Origin of the sequence: Kribbella sp. NPDC051586, from assembly GCF_044453965.1 — a bacterium.
Taxonomy (GTDB): domain Bacteria; phylum Actinomycetota; class Actinomycetes; order Propionibacteriales; family Kribbellaceae; genus Kribbella.
Window position 1 is genome coordinate 1,095,184 of the sequence record NZ_JBITDF010000002.1, and the last position, 17,559, is coordinate 1,112,742.

General features: G+C 68.6%; 16 protein-coding genes. 8 read left to right on the forward strand and 8 right to left on the reverse strand.

Going from position 1 to position 17,559, the window contains the following annotated elements; all coding sequences use genetic code 11:
- Positions 1–77: 77 nt before the first annotated feature.
- Complete coding sequence (locus tag ACIA58_RS15550) at positions 78–1,061, forward strand: phosphotransferase enzyme family protein (protein WP_396404311.1); 984 nt, start codon at positions 78–80, stop codon at positions 1,059–1,061.
- On the opposite strand, the gene ACIA58_RS15555 is transcribed toward ACIA58_RS15550, so the two are convergent.
- Together ACIA58_RS15555 and dnaG are read right to left on the reverse strand one after the other, a co-directional pair.
- On the reverse strand, positions 1,045–1,302 hold the full coding sequence (locus ACIA58_RS15555) for a hypothetical protein (protein ID WP_396404312.1): 258 nt from the start codon (positions 1,300–1,302) through the stop codon (positions 1,045–1,047). The genes ACIA58_RS15550 and ACIA58_RS15555 overlap by 17 nt on opposite strands.
- Before the next feature lie 161 nt (positions 1,303–1,463).
- The gene (dnaG, locus tag ACIA58_RS15560) at positions 1,464–3,398 is read right to left on the reverse strand and encodes a DNA primase (protein WP_396404313.1); all 1,935 of its coding nucleotides are present in this window, start codon (positions 3,396–3,398) and stop codon (positions 1,464–1,466) included.
- A 40-nt stretch (positions 3,399–3,438) separates the two neighbouring features.
- Between dnaG and ACIA58_RS15565 the strand changes: the two genes are divergently transcribed.
- Positions 3,439–4,287: a TolB family protein gene (locus tag ACIA58_RS15565; RefSeq protein ID WP_396404314.1), complete on the forward strand. Its 849-nt coding sequence runs from the start codon at positions 3,439–3,441 to the stop codon at positions 4,285–4,287.
- Here ACIA58_RS15565 and ACIA58_RS15570 read toward each other — a convergent pair.
- Positions 4,284–5,528 carry an NAD(P)/FAD-dependent oxidoreductase gene (locus ACIA58_RS15570; protein WP_396404315.1) on the reverse strand — a complete coding sequence of 415 codons (1,245 nt, stop codon included), beginning with the start codon at positions 5,526–5,528 and terminating at the stop codon, positions 4,284–4,286. The two genes, ACIA58_RS15565 and ACIA58_RS15570, sit on opposite strands and share 4 nt — an antisense overlap.
- Positions 5,529–5,626: 98 nt before the next feature.
- Between ACIA58_RS15570 and ACIA58_RS15575 the strand changes: the two genes are divergently transcribed.
- The gene (locus tag ACIA58_RS15575; RefSeq protein ID WP_396404316.1) at positions 5,627–7,495 is read left to right on the forward strand and encodes an exo-alpha-sialidase; all 1,869 of its coding nucleotides are present in this window, start codon (positions 5,627–5,629) and stop codon (positions 7,493–7,495) included.
- Positions 7,496–7,763: 268 nt separating this feature from the next.
- Here the strand turns inward: ACIA58_RS15575 and ACIA58_RS15580 are convergent, their stop codons facing one another.
- Complete coding sequence (locus tag ACIA58_RS15580) at positions 7,764–8,990, reverse strand: deoxyguanosinetriphosphate triphosphohydrolase (protein ID WP_396404317.1); 1,227 nt, start codon at positions 8,988–8,990, stop codon at positions 7,764–7,766.
- A gap of 42 nt (positions 8,991–9,032) precedes the next feature.
- Complete coding sequence (locus ACIA58_RS15585) at positions 9,033–9,632, reverse strand: dihydrofolate reductase family protein (RefSeq protein WP_396404318.1); 600 nt, start codon at positions 9,630–9,632, stop codon at positions 9,033–9,035.
- Between the two features lie 71 nt (positions 9,633–9,703).
- Here ACIA58_RS15585 and ACIA58_RS15590 point away from each other — a divergent pair, with 71 nt between their 5' ends.
- Positions 9,704–10,279, forward strand: coding sequence for a winged helix-turn-helix domain-containing protein (locus ACIA58_RS15590; protein ID WP_396404319.1), 576 nt, complete (start codon positions 9,704–9,706; stop codon positions 10,277–10,279).
- A complete protein-coding gene (locus ACIA58_RS15595) occupies positions 10,276–11,535 on the forward strand; it encodes an MFS transporter (protein WP_396404320.1) in 1,260 nt (419 codons plus the stop codon). The genes ACIA58_RS15590 and ACIA58_RS15595 overlap by 4 nt, the downstream gene beginning before the upstream one ends.
- Here ACIA58_RS15595 and ACIA58_RS15600 read toward each other — a convergent pair.
- The gene (locus tag ACIA58_RS15600) at positions 11,475–12,101 is read right to left on the reverse strand and encodes a TetR/AcrR family transcriptional regulator (RefSeq protein WP_396404321.1); all 627 of its coding nucleotides are present in this window, start codon (positions 12,099–12,101) and stop codon (positions 11,475–11,477) included. The two genes, ACIA58_RS15595 and ACIA58_RS15600, sit on opposite strands and share 61 nt — an antisense overlap.
- Before the next feature lie 83 nt (positions 12,102–12,184).
- Between ACIA58_RS15600 and ACIA58_RS15605 the strand changes: the two genes are divergently transcribed.
- Positions 12,185–13,057 carry an alpha/beta hydrolase gene (locus tag ACIA58_RS15605; RefSeq protein WP_396404322.1) on the forward strand — a complete coding sequence of 291 codons (873 nt, stop codon included), beginning with the start codon at positions 12,185–12,187 and terminating at the stop codon, positions 13,055–13,057.
- On the opposite strand, the gene ACIA58_RS15610 is transcribed toward ACIA58_RS15605, so the two are convergent.
- A complete protein-coding gene (locus ACIA58_RS15610) occupies positions 13,022–14,548 on the reverse strand; it encodes a helix-turn-helix domain-containing protein (RefSeq protein WP_396404323.1) in 1,527 nt (508 codons plus the stop codon). The genes ACIA58_RS15605 and ACIA58_RS15610 overlap by 36 nt on opposite strands.
- Positions 14,549–14,722: 174 nt before the next feature.
- On the opposite strand from ACIA58_RS15610, the gene ACIA58_RS15615 reads away from it, so the two are divergent.
- The gene (locus ACIA58_RS15615; RefSeq protein ID WP_396404324.1) at positions 14,723–15,943 is read left to right on the forward strand and encodes a hypothetical protein; all 1,221 of its coding nucleotides are present in this window, start codon (positions 14,723–14,725) and stop codon (positions 15,941–15,943) included.
- A 46-nt stretch (positions 15,944–15,989) separates the two neighbouring features.
- Entirely contained in the window at positions 15,990–17,228 is a 1,239-nt protein-coding gene (locus ACIA58_RS15620) for an acyl-CoA thioesterase/BAAT N-terminal domain-containing protein (RefSeq protein WP_396404325.1), read from the forward strand.
- On the opposite strand, the gene ACIA58_RS15625 is transcribed toward ACIA58_RS15620, so the two are convergent.
- A complete protein-coding gene (locus ACIA58_RS15625) occupies positions 17,221–17,499 on the reverse strand; it encodes a YciI family protein (RefSeq protein ID WP_396404326.1) in 279 nt (92 codons plus the stop codon). The genes ACIA58_RS15620 and ACIA58_RS15625 overlap by 8 nt on opposite strands.
- Between the last annotated feature and the right edge of the window lie 60 nt (positions 17,500–17,559).

Sequence of the window (17,559 nt, forward strand, 5' to 3'; positions counted from 1 at the left end):
TCGCAGCGGACCCCCGCAAGATCACCGAGGCCGCGGACAAGTTCGCAGTGGACCTAGGGAGGATCGCGGATGCGCTGGTGACGGCGTACGAGGTGCATCCGGTCGAGCTGACTGAGATTCAGGCGGGCACGGCGACCGTCAACTTTCGGGTTGTTGACCAGGCCGGGCGGGGGTGGTTTGCGAAGGTCTATCGCGGGGGGCTCGAGCGTGAGCGGGCGGCGATTGGGGTGGCGGAGTTTGCTCGGCGGGGTGGCGTGCCGGTGCCCGGGGTGCGGCGGACTCTTGGGGGGAGCGTGATCGACGAACGGGCGTCGATGTCGTTGTGGGAGTTTGTTGATGGGGAGACGGCGGAGGGTGGGATCTCGGGGGCGCGGTGGGCGGCGGTCGGGAGGGTGGTGGGCAGGCTGCATCGCCGGCTGGCTGAACATCCCGCGGCCACGCCGACGGTGCGGGCGGCTGTCGGAGTACGGGATGTCGGACGGGCATCGCAGTCCTTTGATCGGGTGATTGACGGGTATATGAGGCGGGGCCAGTTGAGCCCGTTCGAAGCTTGGGCGTTGGAGGCAGCAACGGAACGGCGTGGGTTGGTCCAGGAGGCCGGCGCGATCTTGGCCGGTCTGCCCGCGCTGACCGTGCAGGTTGTGCATGGGGACTTGGCATCGCCGAATCTGATGTTGTGGGGGGACGAAGTGGCGGCGGTCATCGACTTTCAGCCGCCCGAGCCGCGCTTTGCTGCGTGGGAGATCGCGCGGATCGGCTGTGACCCACGGACCGTGATGCTCGGCGACGGGTGGATCGACGGACTTGCAGAGCTGCTCATCGCCTATCGCGAAGAACACCCAGTGGCTCGCGTGGAGGATCTCGTGTCGACGGTCGCAGTCGGCTGCGCCTACACGCTGGCGTCGACGTACCCGTTGGCCGAGCCGCTCGACGATCCGGAGGCGGTCACGCCATCACTCGAGTTGTACGCCCGGGCGCGTCACGACGCCGCACTACGGATGCTCGAACGGCTCGCCGAAGTTCAGGAAAGCTTGCGCGACCGACTCAGGGCCGACGGATGACCGCGACGAACTGCATCGCCTGCGGTGAGGCCACGTTGACCAGCTCCCACCCGCGGGTCTCGAGGAACTCGACCGCACTCAGCACCTGATCCAACGCCGAGTCGTACGACGTGCCGCCGCTCAGCACCGCGGCGTACCGGAACGGGTAGCCGTCCAGGCTGACCTCACCCGACAGGATCTTCTGGCTCCGGAACATCCGCGGCGGCCGCGGCATACCTCCGGGCGGCTGCAGCTGGGACATGCCGCCAGCCTAGAGAGGCCCGAGGCCACCGACGGTCAAACCGGGTTCCCGCAGATCGCGAGGGCACTCGGCCTCGACCCGGACAGCGAGGAGTTCGCGAAGAGGTACGCCGAGGAGACGACGCGCCTCGTGGAGCACCTCAAGGAGGACTGAGAGGCGCCCTACAGCGCGCCGGAGATTGCGCGGTTGCGGAGCTCGGCTTTGTAGGCCTCGAGGGCGATGAGTTCGCCGAACATCCGGTTGTACTCGTCGGCGCGTTCGATCGGGTTCGTCCGCTGCAGCTTCGACTTGAGGTCCTGGATGCGCCGCGCGCAGGTCAGCTCCTGCAGCCGCGCGAGCAGGGCCTGCGCATACTGCTCGTCGGGCTCCCGACCGAGTCGCAATGGGTCCACGGCGAGCGCGCCCACGACCGCGGCCGCCGGATCGTTGCCAATGGCATCGCGTACGGCGACCACCCAGGCCTCCGCCGCGGGCGCCGCCGCCGGGCCGCCGGCCTTCGCCATCGCGGTACGGATCGCGGCGAGCCAGGGGTGGGTGAAGTCGTGGTCGTCGAGCTCGTCGAAGGCGACGCCGACCAGCGCCGGGTGCTGCATCGCGACCTTCAGCGCGTCCCACTCGATCACGTACCGCGGGTCCCGCGGCGAGGGCACCTCGGCGCGGCGGGGCTGCTGCGGAGCCTCACCTGGCTGACCGGCAACCGGGCGCCCAGCCTGCCCTGGCGCCGGGCGGCCAGACTGTCCGGACGCTGACGTCGTACCCTGCCTGGACGCGGCGCGGTACACCTCCGAGCGGACCTGGTCCTCGTCCATGCCCAGGTGCCCGGCGAGCTCGCGGGTGAAGGCGTCGACCTTCGACCGGTCGCGGATGCTGATCACCAACCGCGCCGCGTCGCGAAGCGCGTCGACCCGGGTGTCGGCCCGATCCAGGTCGTACTTCGACAGCACGTTCCCGAGCACGAACCGGTACAGCGGGACGCGTCGCCCGATCAGCTCGCGGACGGCCGCATCCCCCTTCTCCAGCCGCAGATCACACGGGTCGAGGCCGTCGGGCTCGACCGCGACGTACGTCTGGGCGGCGAACGCCTGGTCCCCCGCGAACGCCTTCAACGCGGCCCGCTGACCGGCGTCGTCACCGTCGAAGGTGAAGATCACCTCGCCCCGGAACTGGTCGTGGTCGAGCAACAGCTGCCGCAGCACGCGCGCGTGGTCCTCGCCGAACGCCGTGCCGCAGGTGGCGACCGCGGTCTGCACTCCGGCCAGGTGGCAGGCCATCACGTCGGTGTAGCCCTCGACGACCACGGCCTGCCGGCCCTTCGCGATCTCGCGCCGGGCGAGGTCCACGCCGTACAGGACCTTGGACTTCTTGTAGATCGGCGTCTCGGGCGTGTTCAGGTACTTCGCTTCGATCCGGTCGTCGTCGAACAGGCGCCGCGCGCCGAACCCGATCACGTCCGACGACGCGTCCCGGATCGGCCACATCAGCCGGCCGCGGAACCGGTCGTACAGCCCGCGCTGCCCGTCGGCGGACAGTCCGGACGCGACCAGCTCGGCGTTGGTGAAGCCGCGGCCGCGCAGGTGGTTGGTCAGCGTGTCGCCGCCGCGCGGCGAGAACCCGACGCCGAAGTGGACGGCGGCGTCCTTGTCGAAGCCGCGCTTGTCCAGGAACTGCCGGCCCGGCGCCGCCTCGGCCGCACCGAACAACTGGTCGACGTAGAACTCGGCCGCGACCTTGTGCGCCTCGACGAGCCGGGGCCGCTGGTTGCCCGGTCCGCGCTGCACCGGCGCACCGGAGTCCTCGTACCGCAGCTGGATACCGACCTTCGAGGCCAGCGTCTCGACTGCCTCGGAGAAGGTGATCTGGTCGATCTTCTGGATGAAGTCGATGACGTCGCCGCCCTCTTGGCAGCCGAAGCAGTAGAAGAACCCGCGGGCCGGGGTGACGTTGAACGACGGCGACTTCTCGTCGTGGAACGGGCACAGCCCCTTCAGGTTGCCACCGCCGGCGTTCTTCAAGGTCACATACGAGCCGACGACGTCGTCGATCCGGGCCCGCTCGCGCACCAGCGCGATGTCCTCTTCCTTGATCCGGCCTGCCACCCCGTGAGTCTAGCCGGGCCGATCACATAGGTTGACGGGTATGCCACGAACTCTTCGCCCTGGTCAGCGGTCCGAGTTGTACGTCGTCGACGTGACGAGCGGAGAGCACCGCCAAGTGTTCAGCTCGGCGGAGATCCTTTTCGAGGCGCCGAACTGGACGCCGGACGGCGTGCTGGTCGTCAACGGCAACGGGCGGCTGTTCCGGGTGAGCGACGGTCTCGAGGAGATCGAGCTCGGCGGAGTGCCGGATATCAACAACGACCACGTGGTCAGCCCGGACGGGCGGACGCTCTACGTATCGGCGGACGACGGCCACCTGTACGCCGTACCGATCGAAGGCGGGACCGGGCGACGGGTGACGAACGATCGCGGGCCCGGCTTCCACCACTACCTGCACGGCGTCTCGCCGGATGGTGAGACGTTGGCGTACATCGGGCTCGAGAACCGTGACGGCCGGCGGATCACCAATGTGTGGACGATTCCCAGCGCGGGCGGCGCCGACGTGCAGGTGACGGACGACGAGTTCGCGGACGACGGGTCGGAGTACAGCCCGAACGGGAAGTGGATCTATTTCAACTCCGAGCGGGCGGGGCAAGCGCAGTTGTTCCGGATCGCGGTGGGCAGCGGCGAGGTCGAACAGCTGACGAACGACGAACGCGTCAACTGGTTCCCGCACCCGGCGCCGGACGGATCGGCGATCGCGTACGTGAGCTTCCCGCCCGGCACCGAAGGACATCCGGCCGACATCGACGACGTACGACTCCGCCTGCTGACCAGCGACGGCGCCATCCGTGAGCTCACCACGCTGTTCGGCGGCCAGGGCACGATGAACGTCCCGAGCTGGTCGCCGAACAGCACGCAGTTCGCCTACGTCAGCTACCCGATCTAGACCTCGGACAGCTCGATCGAGGTGTCGGCGAGGCGGGCCGGGTCGACCTTCTTGCCGGACCGGATCAGCTCGCGGACCGCGTCGAGTCCGGTGTCCCACATGTTGACGTGCATGCCGGCCAGGACGTGGTGGTCGTCGGCCAGCCAGAAGACGAAATAGGCGCCGGACTTCGGGTCGCCGCGGAAGACGACCTGGTACGACGTGCCGCGCGCGACGTCACCGGCGTACTCCATGCCGAGGTCGAACTGGTCGGTGAAGAAGTACGGGATCGCGTCGTGCGCGACGTCCTGGCCGAGCATCGCCTTTGCCGCCGTCTTGCCGGTGTCCTTCGCGTTCTGCCAGTGCTCGACGCGGACCGGGCGGTCGTACAGCGGGTGGTCCCAGCGGACCACGTCGCCGGCGGCGTACACGTCCGGCGCGGACGTCCGCAGGTCCGCGCCGGTGACGATGCCGGAGCCGTTGTCCGGCGTCGCGACCTCGATCCCGGCGGCCTCGGCAAGCTCGGTGTTCGGCCGGACGCCGACTCCGACGATCACCAGATCGGTCGGGAGCACTTCGCCGCCGGACACCCTGACACCTGTGACCTTGTCGGTCCCCTCGAATCCGTCGACCCCGGTCCCGAAGCGGAACTGGACCCCGTGCTGCCGGTGGAACTCCGCGAACACCTCGCCGACCTCTTCACCGAGCACCGACGCCAGCGCGGTGGACTGCGGCTCGACGACTGTCACCTCGCAGCCCCGCTCGCGTGCGGCCGACGCCGCCTCCAGCCCGATCCAGCCCGCACCGACCACGACGACGCGCGGCTTCGCGGCGTACGCGTCGGTCAGCGTCTGCGCCTCCTCCGCCGTTCGCAGGTAGTGGACGCCGGGGAGGTCGGCGCCGGGGACGTCGAGGGTCCGGACGCGGCTGCCCGTGGCGATGAGCAGCTTGCTGTAGGACACCTGCGAGTCGTCGTCCAGCGTGACGGTGTGCGCGGACGGGTCGATCGCGGTGACCGTGGTCCCGAGACGCAGGTCGATCTTGTTGTCGTCGTACCACTGCTGGTCGTGCAACTGAGCGGAGTCGGTCCCCTTCTTGGCGAGCAGCACGTCCTTCGACAAGGGAGGTCGCTCGTACGGCAGGGACTGCTCACTGCCGATCAGGAGGACAGCACCGGTCCAGCCTTCCGTCCGAAGGGCCTCGGCCGCGGTCGCTCCCGCGAGACTCGCACCGACGATCACAATCTGCTCTGCATCAGCCATAGGACGACCCTAGTACCCGCCGACCCCTTGTAAAAGCAGGACCCGTTGGCTAATTTATCGCAGGACATCATACGTCCTATGTCCTGCCCGGGAGAGTCATGCGCGCACTCACACCGGCCCGCCTCGTGGCCGCCGCCCTCTTGATGTTCGGCACTGTCTCCAATCCACCCGCACATGCCTCCGGCGAAGCGCCCTTCATCGACGACAGCGTGCTGTTCCAGCAGAAGACCGAGGGCTACTCCTGCTTCCGGATCCCGGCCGTGGTCCGCGCGACCGACGGCGAGGTGCTCGCGTTCGCGGAGGGCCGGGTCGCGGACTGCGGCGACGACGGCGACATCGACATCGTGCTGAAGCGGTCCTCGGACGGCGGCAAGACCTGGGGTCCGCTGCAGGTGGTCTCCGAGGGCAACGGGAGCACCCACGGCAACCCGGTGCCGATTGTTGACAATCGGACCGGCCGGATCGTCCTCGTCACCACGCACAACGGCCCGGAGCCGTGTACGAACGGATGCGACCGCGACCCGTACGTCCAGACCAGCGACGACTTCGGCGCCACCTGGACCGCACCGCGCGAGCTGACCGACGCGAAGCTGCCGAGCTGGAACTTCTGGTACGCGACCGGTCCGATGCACGGGATCCAGCTCGAGCATGGACCGCACGCCGGCCGGCTCGTCCTCGGCGCGAACTTCGAGACGTACGACGGGGTCGGGCCGCATGTCTACGGCACCCACCTGCTGTACTCCGACGACTCGGGCGAGACCTGGCACATCGGGGCGACGACCTCGCGGGACGACGGCTCGGTGATCGCGCAGGAGGTCACCGTGGTCGAGCTGACCGACGGCCGGATCTACGCGTTGGCGCGCGAACGCGGTACCGATCCGGGCAACCGGGCGTACGCGATCAGCAGTGACGGCGGGGCGACGTTCGACGCACCGTTCAAGACGATCCCGAAGCTGGTGATGCCCGACGTACAGGGCTCTCTGCTTCGGTTCAGCGCGCGGAACGAAGGCGATCAGCGGAACCGGATCCTGTTCTCCGCGCCGGCGCATCCGGCCGCGCGCGAGGTGATGACGGTGCGATCGTCGTACGACGAGGCGCGGTCGTGGGGCACGTGGCAGCAGGGCAAGGTCTTCTACTGGGGGCCGTCGGCGTACTCCGACATGGTGCGGCTGGACGGGGATCAGGCCGGGTTGTTGTACGAGGCCGGGGTGGCGAATCCGTACGAGACGATTCGGTGGGCGCGGTTCAACGAGGCGTATCTGTCGTCGCCGAACGGCACGCCGCCCGGGATCCCCGGTCCGCCCGCGCCGGGTCCGCGGACGGCGGATGTCGGGCCGGCGCACAATCCGGCGTACGTGCGCGGTGGGGCGACTGTTGCCGAGGGCAAGTTCGGCGACGGGCTGGCGATGGACGGGGTGGACGACTACGTCGAGGTGCCGTTCGACCGGTCGATCGATCTCGGCGCGGACGACTTCACGATGATGACGTGGATCAAGTACGGCGCTACGACCGGCTCGCACGCGATTCTGTGGGCCTATCGGACCGGATCAGGGACGACACCGCAGGTCTGGCTGCGCGCGGAGCCGGAGAGCAATCGCATCCGCGCGTTGATGTCGGTGGATCGCTTCAACGTCACGGTGCAGTCGACGTCGGCGTACAACGACGACCAGTGGCATCACGTCGTACTCCAACGGGTGAAGGGAAAGCTGAGGCTGGTCGTCGACGGAGTTGAGGTCGGCTCGGCGACGGCGCCTGCTGGTTCTGTGACCGCGGGGAAGGAGTTCGGCGTCCAGGGCATCCACGTAGGCCAGCGCGTCGACGGCGCCAACCGCTTCCAGGGCACCCTCGACGAGGTGCGCGTCTATCGCCGAGCCCTCTCCGACACAGAACTCCAGCAAATCCGCGAAACCAACAAACCAATCACCAACAAGCTCGGCCTGGAGCTTTCCTTCACCACCATCCACTGATCAGCAGCTCGACAGGACATAGCCCCCGATCGCGCCCCGCGCGGAGTGAATCCACGCGGGCGTCCGGAGTCATTGGATCTACACGTCCTGTCGAGCTGCGGATGAGTGGGGTCCGCCGCCGTCGTAGCCACCCGGATGCCTGAGGGGTTGACCCCGCAGACGGACCACCGCAGGGCCGCCCCCTGACGATCACGGCCGGGCCGCGGCAGGGCGAGCTGTCCGGGCTGGAGTGGGCTGGAGCGAGTGGGCGGTGAGGCGAGCGGGCGCGTCAGCGGGTGAGCTGGGTGTGCCAGGCCGCGGCGGACGGGTCGGTCAGGGAGGCTACCTGGTCGACTATCACGCGGAGGCGGGCGTTGTCGTCGGGCGCTTCGGCGAAGTCGGATCGGAAGGGGTGGTCGAGGTTCTGGGGGGCGGTCTTCCAGAGGGCTTCGACCAGTTCGGTGAGGAGTTCGCGTTGGGTGGCTCGGCGGGCTTGGCGTTCGGGTGAGTTGAGGACGTGGAACATGCCGACGCCCTTCAGCAGGCCGATCTCGGTGCGGACGCCGTCGGGGACGATCAGGTCGGCCTCGTACCGGATCAGGCGCGAGCGGCCGAAGACGGCGTGGGTGGCCTGCTCGGCGGCGGTGGCGAAGCGGCCGATCAGCTGACTGGTGAGGTCCTTCAGGCCACCGAGCGCACGCCGGCTGTCGTCGAAGCGAGCGCCGGGCCAGTAGTTCAGTGAGGTCAACCGCGCCCAGCCCTCGTCCAGCTCCGCATCGGTTGCCTCGGGCAAGTACATCTGCCGGACCGTCTCCCAGTACGGCGCCCGCTCCGCGTCGACCGCAGCGAGATCGAGATGATGCGCGACGATCCCGTCCTCGACATCGTGCACGGAGTAGGCGACGTCGTCGGCGAAGTCCATCACCTGCGCCTCCAGGCAGCGCCGCTCCCCCACCCCCGGACGCAACCAGGTGAAGACGGCGAGATCGTCGTCGTACACCCCGAACTTCCGCTCGCCGGCCCGCCGCGGCCACGGGTACTTCGTCGCGGCGTCGAGCGTCGCCCGGCTCAGATTCAGCCCGACGCTGCGACCCTTGGTGTCGAAGGTCTTCGACTCCAACCGGGTCAGCAACCGCAGCGTCTGCGCGTTGCCCTCGAAACCGCCGATGTCTGCTGCGACCTGGTCGAGCGCGCGCTCGCCGTTGTGCCCGAACGGCGGATGCCCCAGATCGTGCGACAGACAGGCCGCGTCGACGATGTCCGGATCGCAGCCAAGCGTCGCCGCCAACTCGCGGCCGATCTGGGCAACCTCGAGACTGTGGGTCAGCCGATTGCGGACGAAATCGTCGCTGCCCGCCGTCACCACTTGCGTCTTGGCCGCCAGCCGCCGCAACGCCGCGCAGTGCAGCACCCGCGCGCGATCACGCGCGAACGCGGTGCGCCCCGGTCGCTTGACCGGCTCGGCAACCCATCGCTCCGCGTCGTGCTCGTCGTACCCCTCATGCTGCTTCCTCATTACTGCACACAGTAGCCGCGAGCACCGACAGTTTCGCGTCCTTCAGATGGCCACGCAGTAACGCATCCAGAGCACGCCGTCCTTGAAGACCTCGGTGCCGACGTGGCGCAGGTTGAGCCGGCGGGTGTCGTACCAACGGTCGCCGGAGCCGACCAGCACCGGATGGACGAGGAGGGCCAGCTCGTCGATCAGGTCCAGCTCCAGACACGCCCTCAACAGCGCCCCGGAGGAATCGACCCGGACGGTCTGCACGCCTCGTCGGCCCAGGACTGCAATTACTTCGGTGAGGTCGACCTGGTCATAGCCGGTGACCAGCTCGCGAGTGGTTGCGTCGGGCGGACGCGCCGGCGTCTGGTCGGCGTACAACGCAACTACGTCGGACCAGTAGCCGAGGTTGCGGAGCGAGCTCCAGCTGTGGACGCGGGCTCGGCTGTCGACGACCGCGAGCAGCGGGCCGTCCACCCGCGGACCGCGGCGAGGAGCAGCCGGCACGTCGGACTCCTGCGCGAGGATCGTGTCCGCTCCGATCAGCGTCACGTCCTCCTGCCACAGCGACGCCAGCGCATAGAACCGGGCGAGGTCGACGTCGAACCCCGACGCCGCCCCGTCCAGCGAGACCGCCAGCTGAGCCACTACGTGCATACCGCCAAACCTAGGGACGGCCACCGACAAAGCGATTGCAGAGACTCCTCTGCAGAGATTACTCTGCATCTATGCGACGGATCGATGCACGGAGTCTGCGCGGACTCGCCCACCCGCTCCGGATGCGCATCCTGGAGGCGATCGAGCTCGACGGCCCGGCGACGTCGAGCACCCTGGCGACCCGGCTCGGCGAGAACACCGGCACGATCAGCTGGCACCTGCGACTGCTCGCCGACCACGGGTACCTCGAGGAGGATCCCGATCGCGGCACGAAGCGGGAGCGGTGGTGGCGCATCCCCCAGCGCACTGTCCTCGACCCGTCCGAGTTCCTCGACGATCCGGAGACGCGGCGCGCACTCGACGTCTACCTTCGCGATCTGGTCGAGCGGTACTACGACCGCGTCCGCGCGTACGTCGACGAGGACTGGCCGGGCGAGTGGCAGCAGGCGGCCGCACTCTCGGACTGGCGCGACCTGCACCTCACTCCGGCGCAACTGCACAACCTCAACGAAGAGATCTCCGCCGTCATCGACCGCTATACCGACGCCGAGCCCGCCGACGGGTCCACAGCCGGATCCACAGCCGGATCCACTGCTGGGGCGGAGCGGGTGATCGTCCAACTGCAGTCGTTCCCCCGCCGCTCATGAGCCTGCTGCGGCGACATCGCGACTTCCGGCTGTTCTGGATCGGCGAAACGATCAACCGCTTCGGCAGCGCGACCTCGTCGGTGGCGCTTCCGCTGGTCGCCATTTCGATGCTCGATGCAACAACCTTCGAGGTCGGCCTGCTCACCGCGGCCGCCTGGGCGCCCTGGTTGCTGATCGGCCTCCCGACCGGCGCCTGGATCGACCGGGTCCGACGCCGACCGGTCATGATGGTCTCCTGCGCGACCTCGTTCGTCCTGTACGGGATCGTTCCGCCGGCCGCGGCGAGCCACCTGCTGACAGTCCCGCTGTTGCTTGCGGTCGCCGGGCTGGCCGGCGCGGCGTCGGTCGTCTTCCAGACCGCGTACACCGCCTACCTCCCGACGCTCCTGGATCCGGTCGATCACGCAGAGGGCAACGCGAAGCTGCACGGCAGCGCCTCCGCGGCGCAGATCGCCGGACTGGGTTGCGGCGGACTGCTCGTGCAGTTGATTGGCGCTGCCAACGCTGTCCTCGTCGATGCGTCGAGCTTCCTGGTCGCTCTCACCTGCCTCGCCGCGATCCGCGACCGGGAGCGCCGTACCGACCGCGAGCGGCGCCCGGGTGCGATCCGGGCCGGCATCAGGCTCGTCGCGCAGGACGTCTGGCTGCGCACACTGACGATCTTCGGCGCGGTCTCGAACCTCGCCCTGATGGGCTACCAGGCGATCATCGTGGTCTTCCTCGTCCGCGAGGCCGGCCTCACCGCCGGCACGGTCGGCACTCTCATCGCGGCAGCATCCAGCGGCGGAGTCGTCGGCGCCTTCGTCGGACGGCATACCATACGGTTTGGTACGGCGAGGGCGCTGCTGCTGTGCGAGCTCGGCCTCCCGACCCTCGCGCTGCTGATCCCGCTGAGCGGCGCGGCGCCGTGGCTGTATCTGGTCGGCGGCTTCGGCGTGAGCCTCGGCGTCGTCGGTGGAAACGTCGTGAAGGCGACGTTCCTGCAGTCCTACTGCCCACCGGACCTGTTCGGCCGCCTCACCGCGACGACAGCCTTCGTCAATTACGGCACGATCCCGCTCGGCGCGCTCCTCGGCGGCGCGCTCGGGCAGTCCCTCGGTCTGACGCCGGCGCTGTGGATCACGACGGCCGGCGTACCACTGGCCGGTCTTGTCCTGCTCGCGTCACCGATTCGCCGGCGCCGCGACCTTCCGACTCACCACGGCGTCGGCGTACCAGCGACGAGCGCCGACTCCAGCCGGGTCCGCACGGCCTGACGCGCATGCTCGTACGTCGTCTCGTCGTTGTGCAGGATCGAGGCGAGGTTCGCGGCCTCGTAGTACGCGTTGAGGTCGAACGCGAGCTGCTTCGGATCACCGGTGAGCTCACCGCCTGAGATCGCCTCGCCGATCGTGGTCTCGATCAGATCCATCCACTCGTAGTGCACCGCCGCGAGCATCTCCGTCACGGCGCTGTCGCGGGCCGAGAACTCGTGCGAGACCTTCTGGAAGAAGCAGCCGCCCGGAAACACGCGGCTCTGCGAATAGTCGAGCCAATGCGTGCTCAACGCCCACACCCGCCCGAGGCCGGGCTCGATCTCGAACGCGGGCAGCACCACGTTGTCGGCGTAGATCCGCCGCGCGGCGCGGATCGTCGACAGCTGCAGCTCCTCCTTGGAGCCGAAGTGCGCGAACAGCCCGCTCTTGCTGATCCCGAGCTCGGTCGCGAGCCGCCCGATCGACAGCCCTTCGAGCCCGTCCACCGACGCGATGTCGACCGACCGGCGCAACACCGCACGGCGGGTCTGATCGCCCCGCACCAACCGTCCGTCGACCTTCTCCACGGCTCCCGATCCTAGTTGCCCTTGACGCTGACTTCGTGCAAAAGTAATAGTACGACCGTTCGTATAGTTAGGGGAGGGCATTCATGCAGAAGCTGATCGGCACGGGACTGCGGACCATCGGAGCCGTGTCGCCACGGCTCGGCGGCCGTCTCACGTTCGCGCTCTGGCGCCGTCCGCTCGCCCGCGGCCGGGTCCGCGACAGCGAGCTGGATGTCCACACGGCCGCACGGGTCGAGACCGTGGCCGGCGTGCTCACCTACGCGTGGGGGGACGGCGCTCGGCCGGTGCTTCTCGTCCACGGCTGGCGGTCACGGGCATCGCGGTACGCCGGATTCATCACGCGACTGCTCGAGCTGGGGTACAGCCCGGTGTCGTACGACGCGCCCGGCCATGGCGACTCCCCCGGACCGATCACCTCGATCCTCGGGCACCAGCGAATCATCCGCGCGCTCGAGGAACGGCACGGACCGTTCGAGGGCGTGATCGGACATTCGCTGGGCGTGCTGTTCGCGTTGTACTCCGTGAAAGAAGGGGTCGCCGCGAAGCGGTTGGTGATGGTGAGCGGCGTAGCCGATTTCGGCTACCTTGCCGACTCCTTCTGCCGAATGCTCGGGCTGGGGCCGAAGGTCAACCGGCGGCTGCGGCGCGAGATCGAGCGTGGGTACTTCGACGGCGACCACACCATCTGGGACCGGTTCTCGGTCGCGACCGGCAAGGCGCCTCTACTGGTGGTCCACAACGACGAGGACGACGTCGTGGACCCGGAGCAGGCGCGCGTCCTGCTGCTCAACTACGGCGAGCAGGCGCACTTCCACCCGACGACCGGCCTCGGGCACGGCCGGATCCTCCAGGACCCGGCCGTGATCGCCGAGGCGGTCGCCTTCCTGCAAGACCAAGAGAGCCTGCAGGACGACCAGGACTCAGATGTCGCGGAAGGTCTCGATCTGAGCGCCTAGCGAGTTGAGCCGGGTGGCGAGATCCTCGTAGCCGCGGTTGATCACGTAGACGCTGCGCAGTACCGACGTGCCCTTCGCGGCCATCATCGCGATCAGCGTGACGACGGCCGGGCGGAGCGCCGGCGGGCACATCATCTCGGTGCCGGAGAAGTGCGTCGGACCCTCCACCATCACCCGGTGCGGGTCGAGCAGCTTGACCCGGCCGCCGAGCTTGTTCAGGTCGGTCAGGTAGATCGCGCGGTTCTCGTAGACCCAGTCGTGGATCAGCGTCTGCCCGGTCGCGATCGCCGCGATCACCGCGAAGAACGGCAGGTTGTCGATGTTCAGCCCCGGGAACGGCATCGGGTGGATCTTGTCGATCGGCGCGTGCAGCTTCGACGGCCGGGTCGTCAGGTCGACCAGCCGGGTCCGGCCGTTCTCGGCCAGGTACTCCGTGCTGCGGTCGTAGTCGAGCCCCATCTCCTCGAGCAGGGCGAGCTCGATCTCCAGGAACTCCACCGGCGCCCGCCGGATGGTGATCTCGGACTTGGTCACGATCGCCGCGGTGAGCAGGCTCATCGCCTCGATCGGGTCCTCGGACGGCGCGTAGTCGACATCCACGTCGATGTCGGCGCGGCCGTGCACGGTGAGCGTCGTCGTACCGATGCCGTCGATCTTCACGCCGAGCAGGTCGAGGTAGAAGCACAGGTCCTGGACCATGTAGTTCGGGCTCGCGTTGCGGATCACGGTCACGCCGTCGTACCGCGCGGCGGCCATGATCGCGTTCTCGGTCACGGTGTCGCCGCGCTCGGTCAGCACGATCGGCTTGCCCGGCGTGATCGCCCGGTTGACCAGCGCGTGGTACTGCCCGCCGGTCGCCTTCACCTCCAGGCCGAACGGGCGCAGCGCGGTCAGGTGCGGCTCGACGGTGCGCGTGCCGAGGTCGCAGCCACCGGCGTACGGCAGCTCGAACCCGTCCTCGCGGTGCAGCAGCGGGCCGAGGAACATGATGATCGAGCGGGTCCGGCGCGCGGCCTCGGCGTCCATCGAGGTCAGGTCCAGGTGCGCCGGCGGGACGATCTCGAGGTCGCCGGCGTCGTTCAGCCAGGTGGTCCGGACGCCGATCGAGTTCAGCACCTCGAGCAGGCGGTTGACCTCTTCGATCCGGGCGACCTTGCGCAGCGTCGTACGGCCCTTGTTCAGCAGGCTCGCGCAGAGCAGCGCGACACCGGCGTTCTTGCTCGACTTGACGTCGATGGATCCAGAAAGTTGGCGGCCACCGGCGACACGGAGGTGGACCGGACCGCCACCGAGAGAGACAATTTCCGAATCGAGTGCCTCGCCGATCCGGGCGAGCATCTCGAGGGTGAGGTTCTGATGACCCTTCTCGATCCTGTTCACCGCGCTCTGGCTGGTGTTCAGTACTTCCGCGAGCTGCGTCTGCGTCCAGCCGCGGTGCTTGCGGGCGTCCCGGATGAGGTTTCCGATCCGGCTCAGGTAGTCATCGGTCATGCGCCGGACCTTATCTCACATGTGAGATACCTCTGCACCGACCCGCCGGTGCCAGCGTAGCGAATGTCACCCGCAGCCCAGGCCGAGGGCCCCGAGGACCCGTGTCACCTGGTGAAACGCCCGCAGCCTACAGTTACCCCCAACTCCCGCCGCCACCCGGAGAGGAACCAGCAGATGCCCGACGACAGCTCCGCCGCGGTGGTCAACGAGTTCGAGGCGGAGTCCTGGCCGCTCGAGGCAGCCGCCGACAGCCTGCACCAGGTGATCGAGGGGTTCCACAACGGCGACACCCGGCCGCTGGTCATCGGCGACGGCGACCAGCCGGTGCTGGTGGTGCTGGCGATCGCGGACCTGGCCGACTTCCGGGCGCGGATCGCGGAGCTGCTCGGCAACCCGGTGGACGCGGGCTGGCTGCGGTATTACCTGCGCTCGAACTTCGACATGAGCTCCGAGCGGCTGGTCGAGCTGCTCGGCGTCGACACCGACCACGGGCTGTCGTCGCTGGCCAGCCAGGTGAACGTCGAGCAGGCCGCGACGCTGATGTCCGACCACGTACGCCGTACCGAAGCCGGCGGGAATCCGCTGATGCTGATCGGCGACGGGACGATGGCGACCGCGGCACTACTCTCGTTCCAGGCGTTCCAGGTGCTGCTCGCGATGGAAGGCGACGGCAAAGGCGACGACGACTCCTGCGCGCACGACGACGAGGAGAAGCCGACCACGCCGCTGGAGGTGCTCGCCGAGCGGATCGGGCCGGTGTCGACGCAACTGGTCGCGCAGCTCAACGCCGGTCGCGAGCCAGGCCTCCCGCGGTACGAGCTGCACTTCGAGGACGATCTCGTCGAGCACCTGCGCGATCTGGAGGCGCGGGCGCAGAAGGCACCGGGCGGCGGGGCGTACGACGAGCTGAACCAGCTGCTCCACCAGTTCGACCAGATGCGCAGCGGACTGGTCGAGGCCGAGGTGGACGAGGAGCCGGACGAAGCGCCGTACCTGGAGGCGACCGATCTCAAGGCGGCGCTGCCGGAGATCCGGGACACCTTCCGCGACGGCGCCGACGACCCGTACCTGATCGGGCTGGACGGCCGGCCGTGCGCGGGGCTGATCTCCTACGACCTCTACGAGGAGCTGCAGAGGGTCTCGGTCGAGCTGGGTGGGACCGACGAGGCGCCGGTGCTGCCGCTGCCCGAGCCGCGCTGGGAGAACGGGCCGCGACTGCTCTCGTTCGAGATCGCGCTCGAGATGTGCGAAGCGGTCATCGAGGACATCACCAACGGCGAGGCGTCGATGCTGTTCATCGCCGACGAGGACAACGAGCCCGAGCTCGTCCTCGCCCCGCTGGTCTGGCTCTGGGCGTACGTCGACCACCTGGATCTGGAAGGCGCCGAGGCCTGACTTCGACGCCGGTCGAAGTGACTTCCCGGGGTGTCAATCTGGACTGGTGAACCGATCGTTGCTGCTTGCGGTCGCGTGCCTGATGGTGGCGGGATGCTCGTCGGGCGGATCTGATCATGCCGTCGTCTCGGTCGACCAGTCGGTGACGTCGGCCGACCAGCAGGTCCATCTGAAGGTGACGGGTCTGCGTCCGAACAAGCCGGTGAGTGTGGCGGCCGACGCCGTCGATCGGGCCGGTAAGACGTGGCACGGCGAGGCGACGTTCACGGCCGACGACCACGGGACCGTCTCGCTCGACACCGCCAAGCCGACGGGCGGGAGTTACTCCGACGTCGACGGGATGGGGTTGTTCTGGTCGATGGATCCCGCCGACGGGGATCCGGACGCGCAGTCGTACGGACCACCGCTCGAGAACGGGCGACCGGTCGAGAAGCTGGAGATCTCCGCGAGCCGCGACGGGAACCGGCTCGCGAGTACGACGGTGGTGCGGCAGTGGATAGCGTCCGGGGTGAAGGCCACGCCGCTCACTATGGCGAGGGACAAGCTCACCGGCGCGTACGTCGCCCCGAAGGCGGACGGCTCCAAGCATCCGGCCGTCCTCTACTTCGGCGGCTCCGAAGGCGGCATACCGCCGATGTCGATCCCGTACCTGCTGGCGTCACACGGCTACCCGGTTCTGGCGGTGGCCTACTTCCACGCTCCGGGCGTGCCGGCGGACCTGCGCAACATCCCGGTCGAGTACTTCGCGACGGCAGCTCGTTGGCTCGACCAACAGCCCGGAGTTGATTCGGCGCACGTCGTCGTCATGAGTGCGTCGTTCGGCACCGAGGCGGCGCTCCTGGTGGCTGATCACTTCCCGTCCCTCGTCCAAGGAGCAGTGCTGTTCGCGCCGGGTGCGTCGGGCATGCCCTCGTTCCCGCACCCGGGCGCTGCCGCGTGGACTTATCAGGGCCGGCCGGTGGGGCTCGATCCGATCCCGGTCGACGGCATCGACGGACCGGTCCTTGCGGTCGCCGGATCCGCCGACGCGGCGTGGGCCTCACAACAGGCCGCCGAGCTGATCATGCTGGAGCTCGACGACGCGCACAGCAAGTATCCGCATGAGGCCGTGATCGTCCCCGGCGCGGGCCACGGCGTCGGCGGTGCGCCGTACCTCCCGCGCGGCACGAAGATCAACCATCCGATCGTCGGTCCGTACAACTTCGGCGGCACGCGCGGCGCCGACGAGTCCGCTCTTCGGCAGGGCTGGACGAAGACTCTCGCCTTGCTGCAGTCGCTCAGCTGATCGGGAAGAGGGGCTCCCACTCGGAGAGGGTGGCGATCTCGTAGACGTCGGCCGGGGTGTAGGGGTCTTTGGCGAGGATGTCGCGGAGCTCGGGCTCGTCGGCCACGTCGTAGATGAGGACGGCGCCGGTCTGGTCCGGGAAGGGGCCGGCGGTGACGAGCTTGCCGGCTTCCTTGAGCTCGGTGAGGTACTCACGGTGCGCCGGACGGACCTCGAGACGGCGGTCGGTGTCGGCGGGATCGAAGCGCAGCTGCACGACATAAAGGGCCATGCCGAAACCCTACATCGGCCAAGGAAACAAAGGGATTTGGTGCGGGGAAGGGAGTCACGA

What these genes read in the sequence shown, in the direction of transcription:
- ACIA58_RS15575 (WP_396404316.1), top strand. Translation starts at nt 5,627, where the DNA reads ATGCGCGCACTCACACCGGCCCGCCTCGTGGCCGCCGCCCTCTTGATG.
- ACIA58_RS15625 (WP_396404326.1), bottom strand. Translation starts at nt 17,499, where the DNA reads ATGGCCCTTTATGTCGTGCAGCTGCGCTTCGATCCCGCCGACACCGAC.
- ACIA58_RS15565 (WP_396404314.1), top strand. Translation starts at nt 3,439, where the DNA reads ATGCCACGAACTCTTCGCCCTGGTCAGCGGTCCGAGTTGTACGTCGTC.
- ACIA58_RS15570 (WP_396404315.1), bottom strand. Translation starts at nt 5,528, where the DNA reads ATGGCTGATGCAGAGCAGATTGTGATCGTCGGTGCGAGTCTCGCGGGA.
- ACIA58_RS15580 (WP_396404317.1), bottom strand. Translation starts at nt 8,990, where the DNA reads ATGAGGAAGCAGCATGAGGGGTACGACGAGCACGACGCGGAGCGATGG.
- ACIA58_RS15590 (WP_396404319.1), top strand. Translation starts at nt 9,704, where the DNA reads ATGCGACGGATCGATGCACGGAGTCTGCGCGGACTCGCCCACCCGCTC.
- ACIA58_RS15610 (WP_396404323.1), bottom strand. Translation starts at nt 14,548, where the DNA reads ATGACCGATGACTACCTGAGCCGGATCGGAAACCTCATCCGGGACGCC.
- ACIA58_RS15615 (WP_396404324.1), top strand. Translation starts at nt 14,723, where the DNA reads ATGCCCGACGACAGCTCCGCCGCGGTGGTCAACGAGTTCGAGGCGGAG.
- ACIA58_RS15555 (WP_396404312.1), bottom strand. Translation starts at nt 1,302, where the DNA reads ATGTCCCAGCTGCAGCCGCCCGGAGGTATGCCGCGGCCGCCGCGGATG.
- ACIA58_RS15595 (WP_396404320.1), top strand. Translation starts at nt 10,276, where the DNA reads ATGAGCCTGCTGCGGCGACATCGCGACTTCCGGCTGTTCTGGATCGGC.
- ACIA58_RS15605 (WP_396404322.1), top strand. Translation starts at nt 12,185, where the DNA reads ATGCAGAAGCTGATCGGCACGGGACTGCGGACCATCGGAGCCGTGTCG.
- ACIA58_RS15585 (WP_396404318.1), bottom strand. Translation starts at nt 9,632, where the DNA reads ATGCACGTAGTGGCTCAGCTGGCGGTCTCGCTGGACGGGGCGGCGTCG.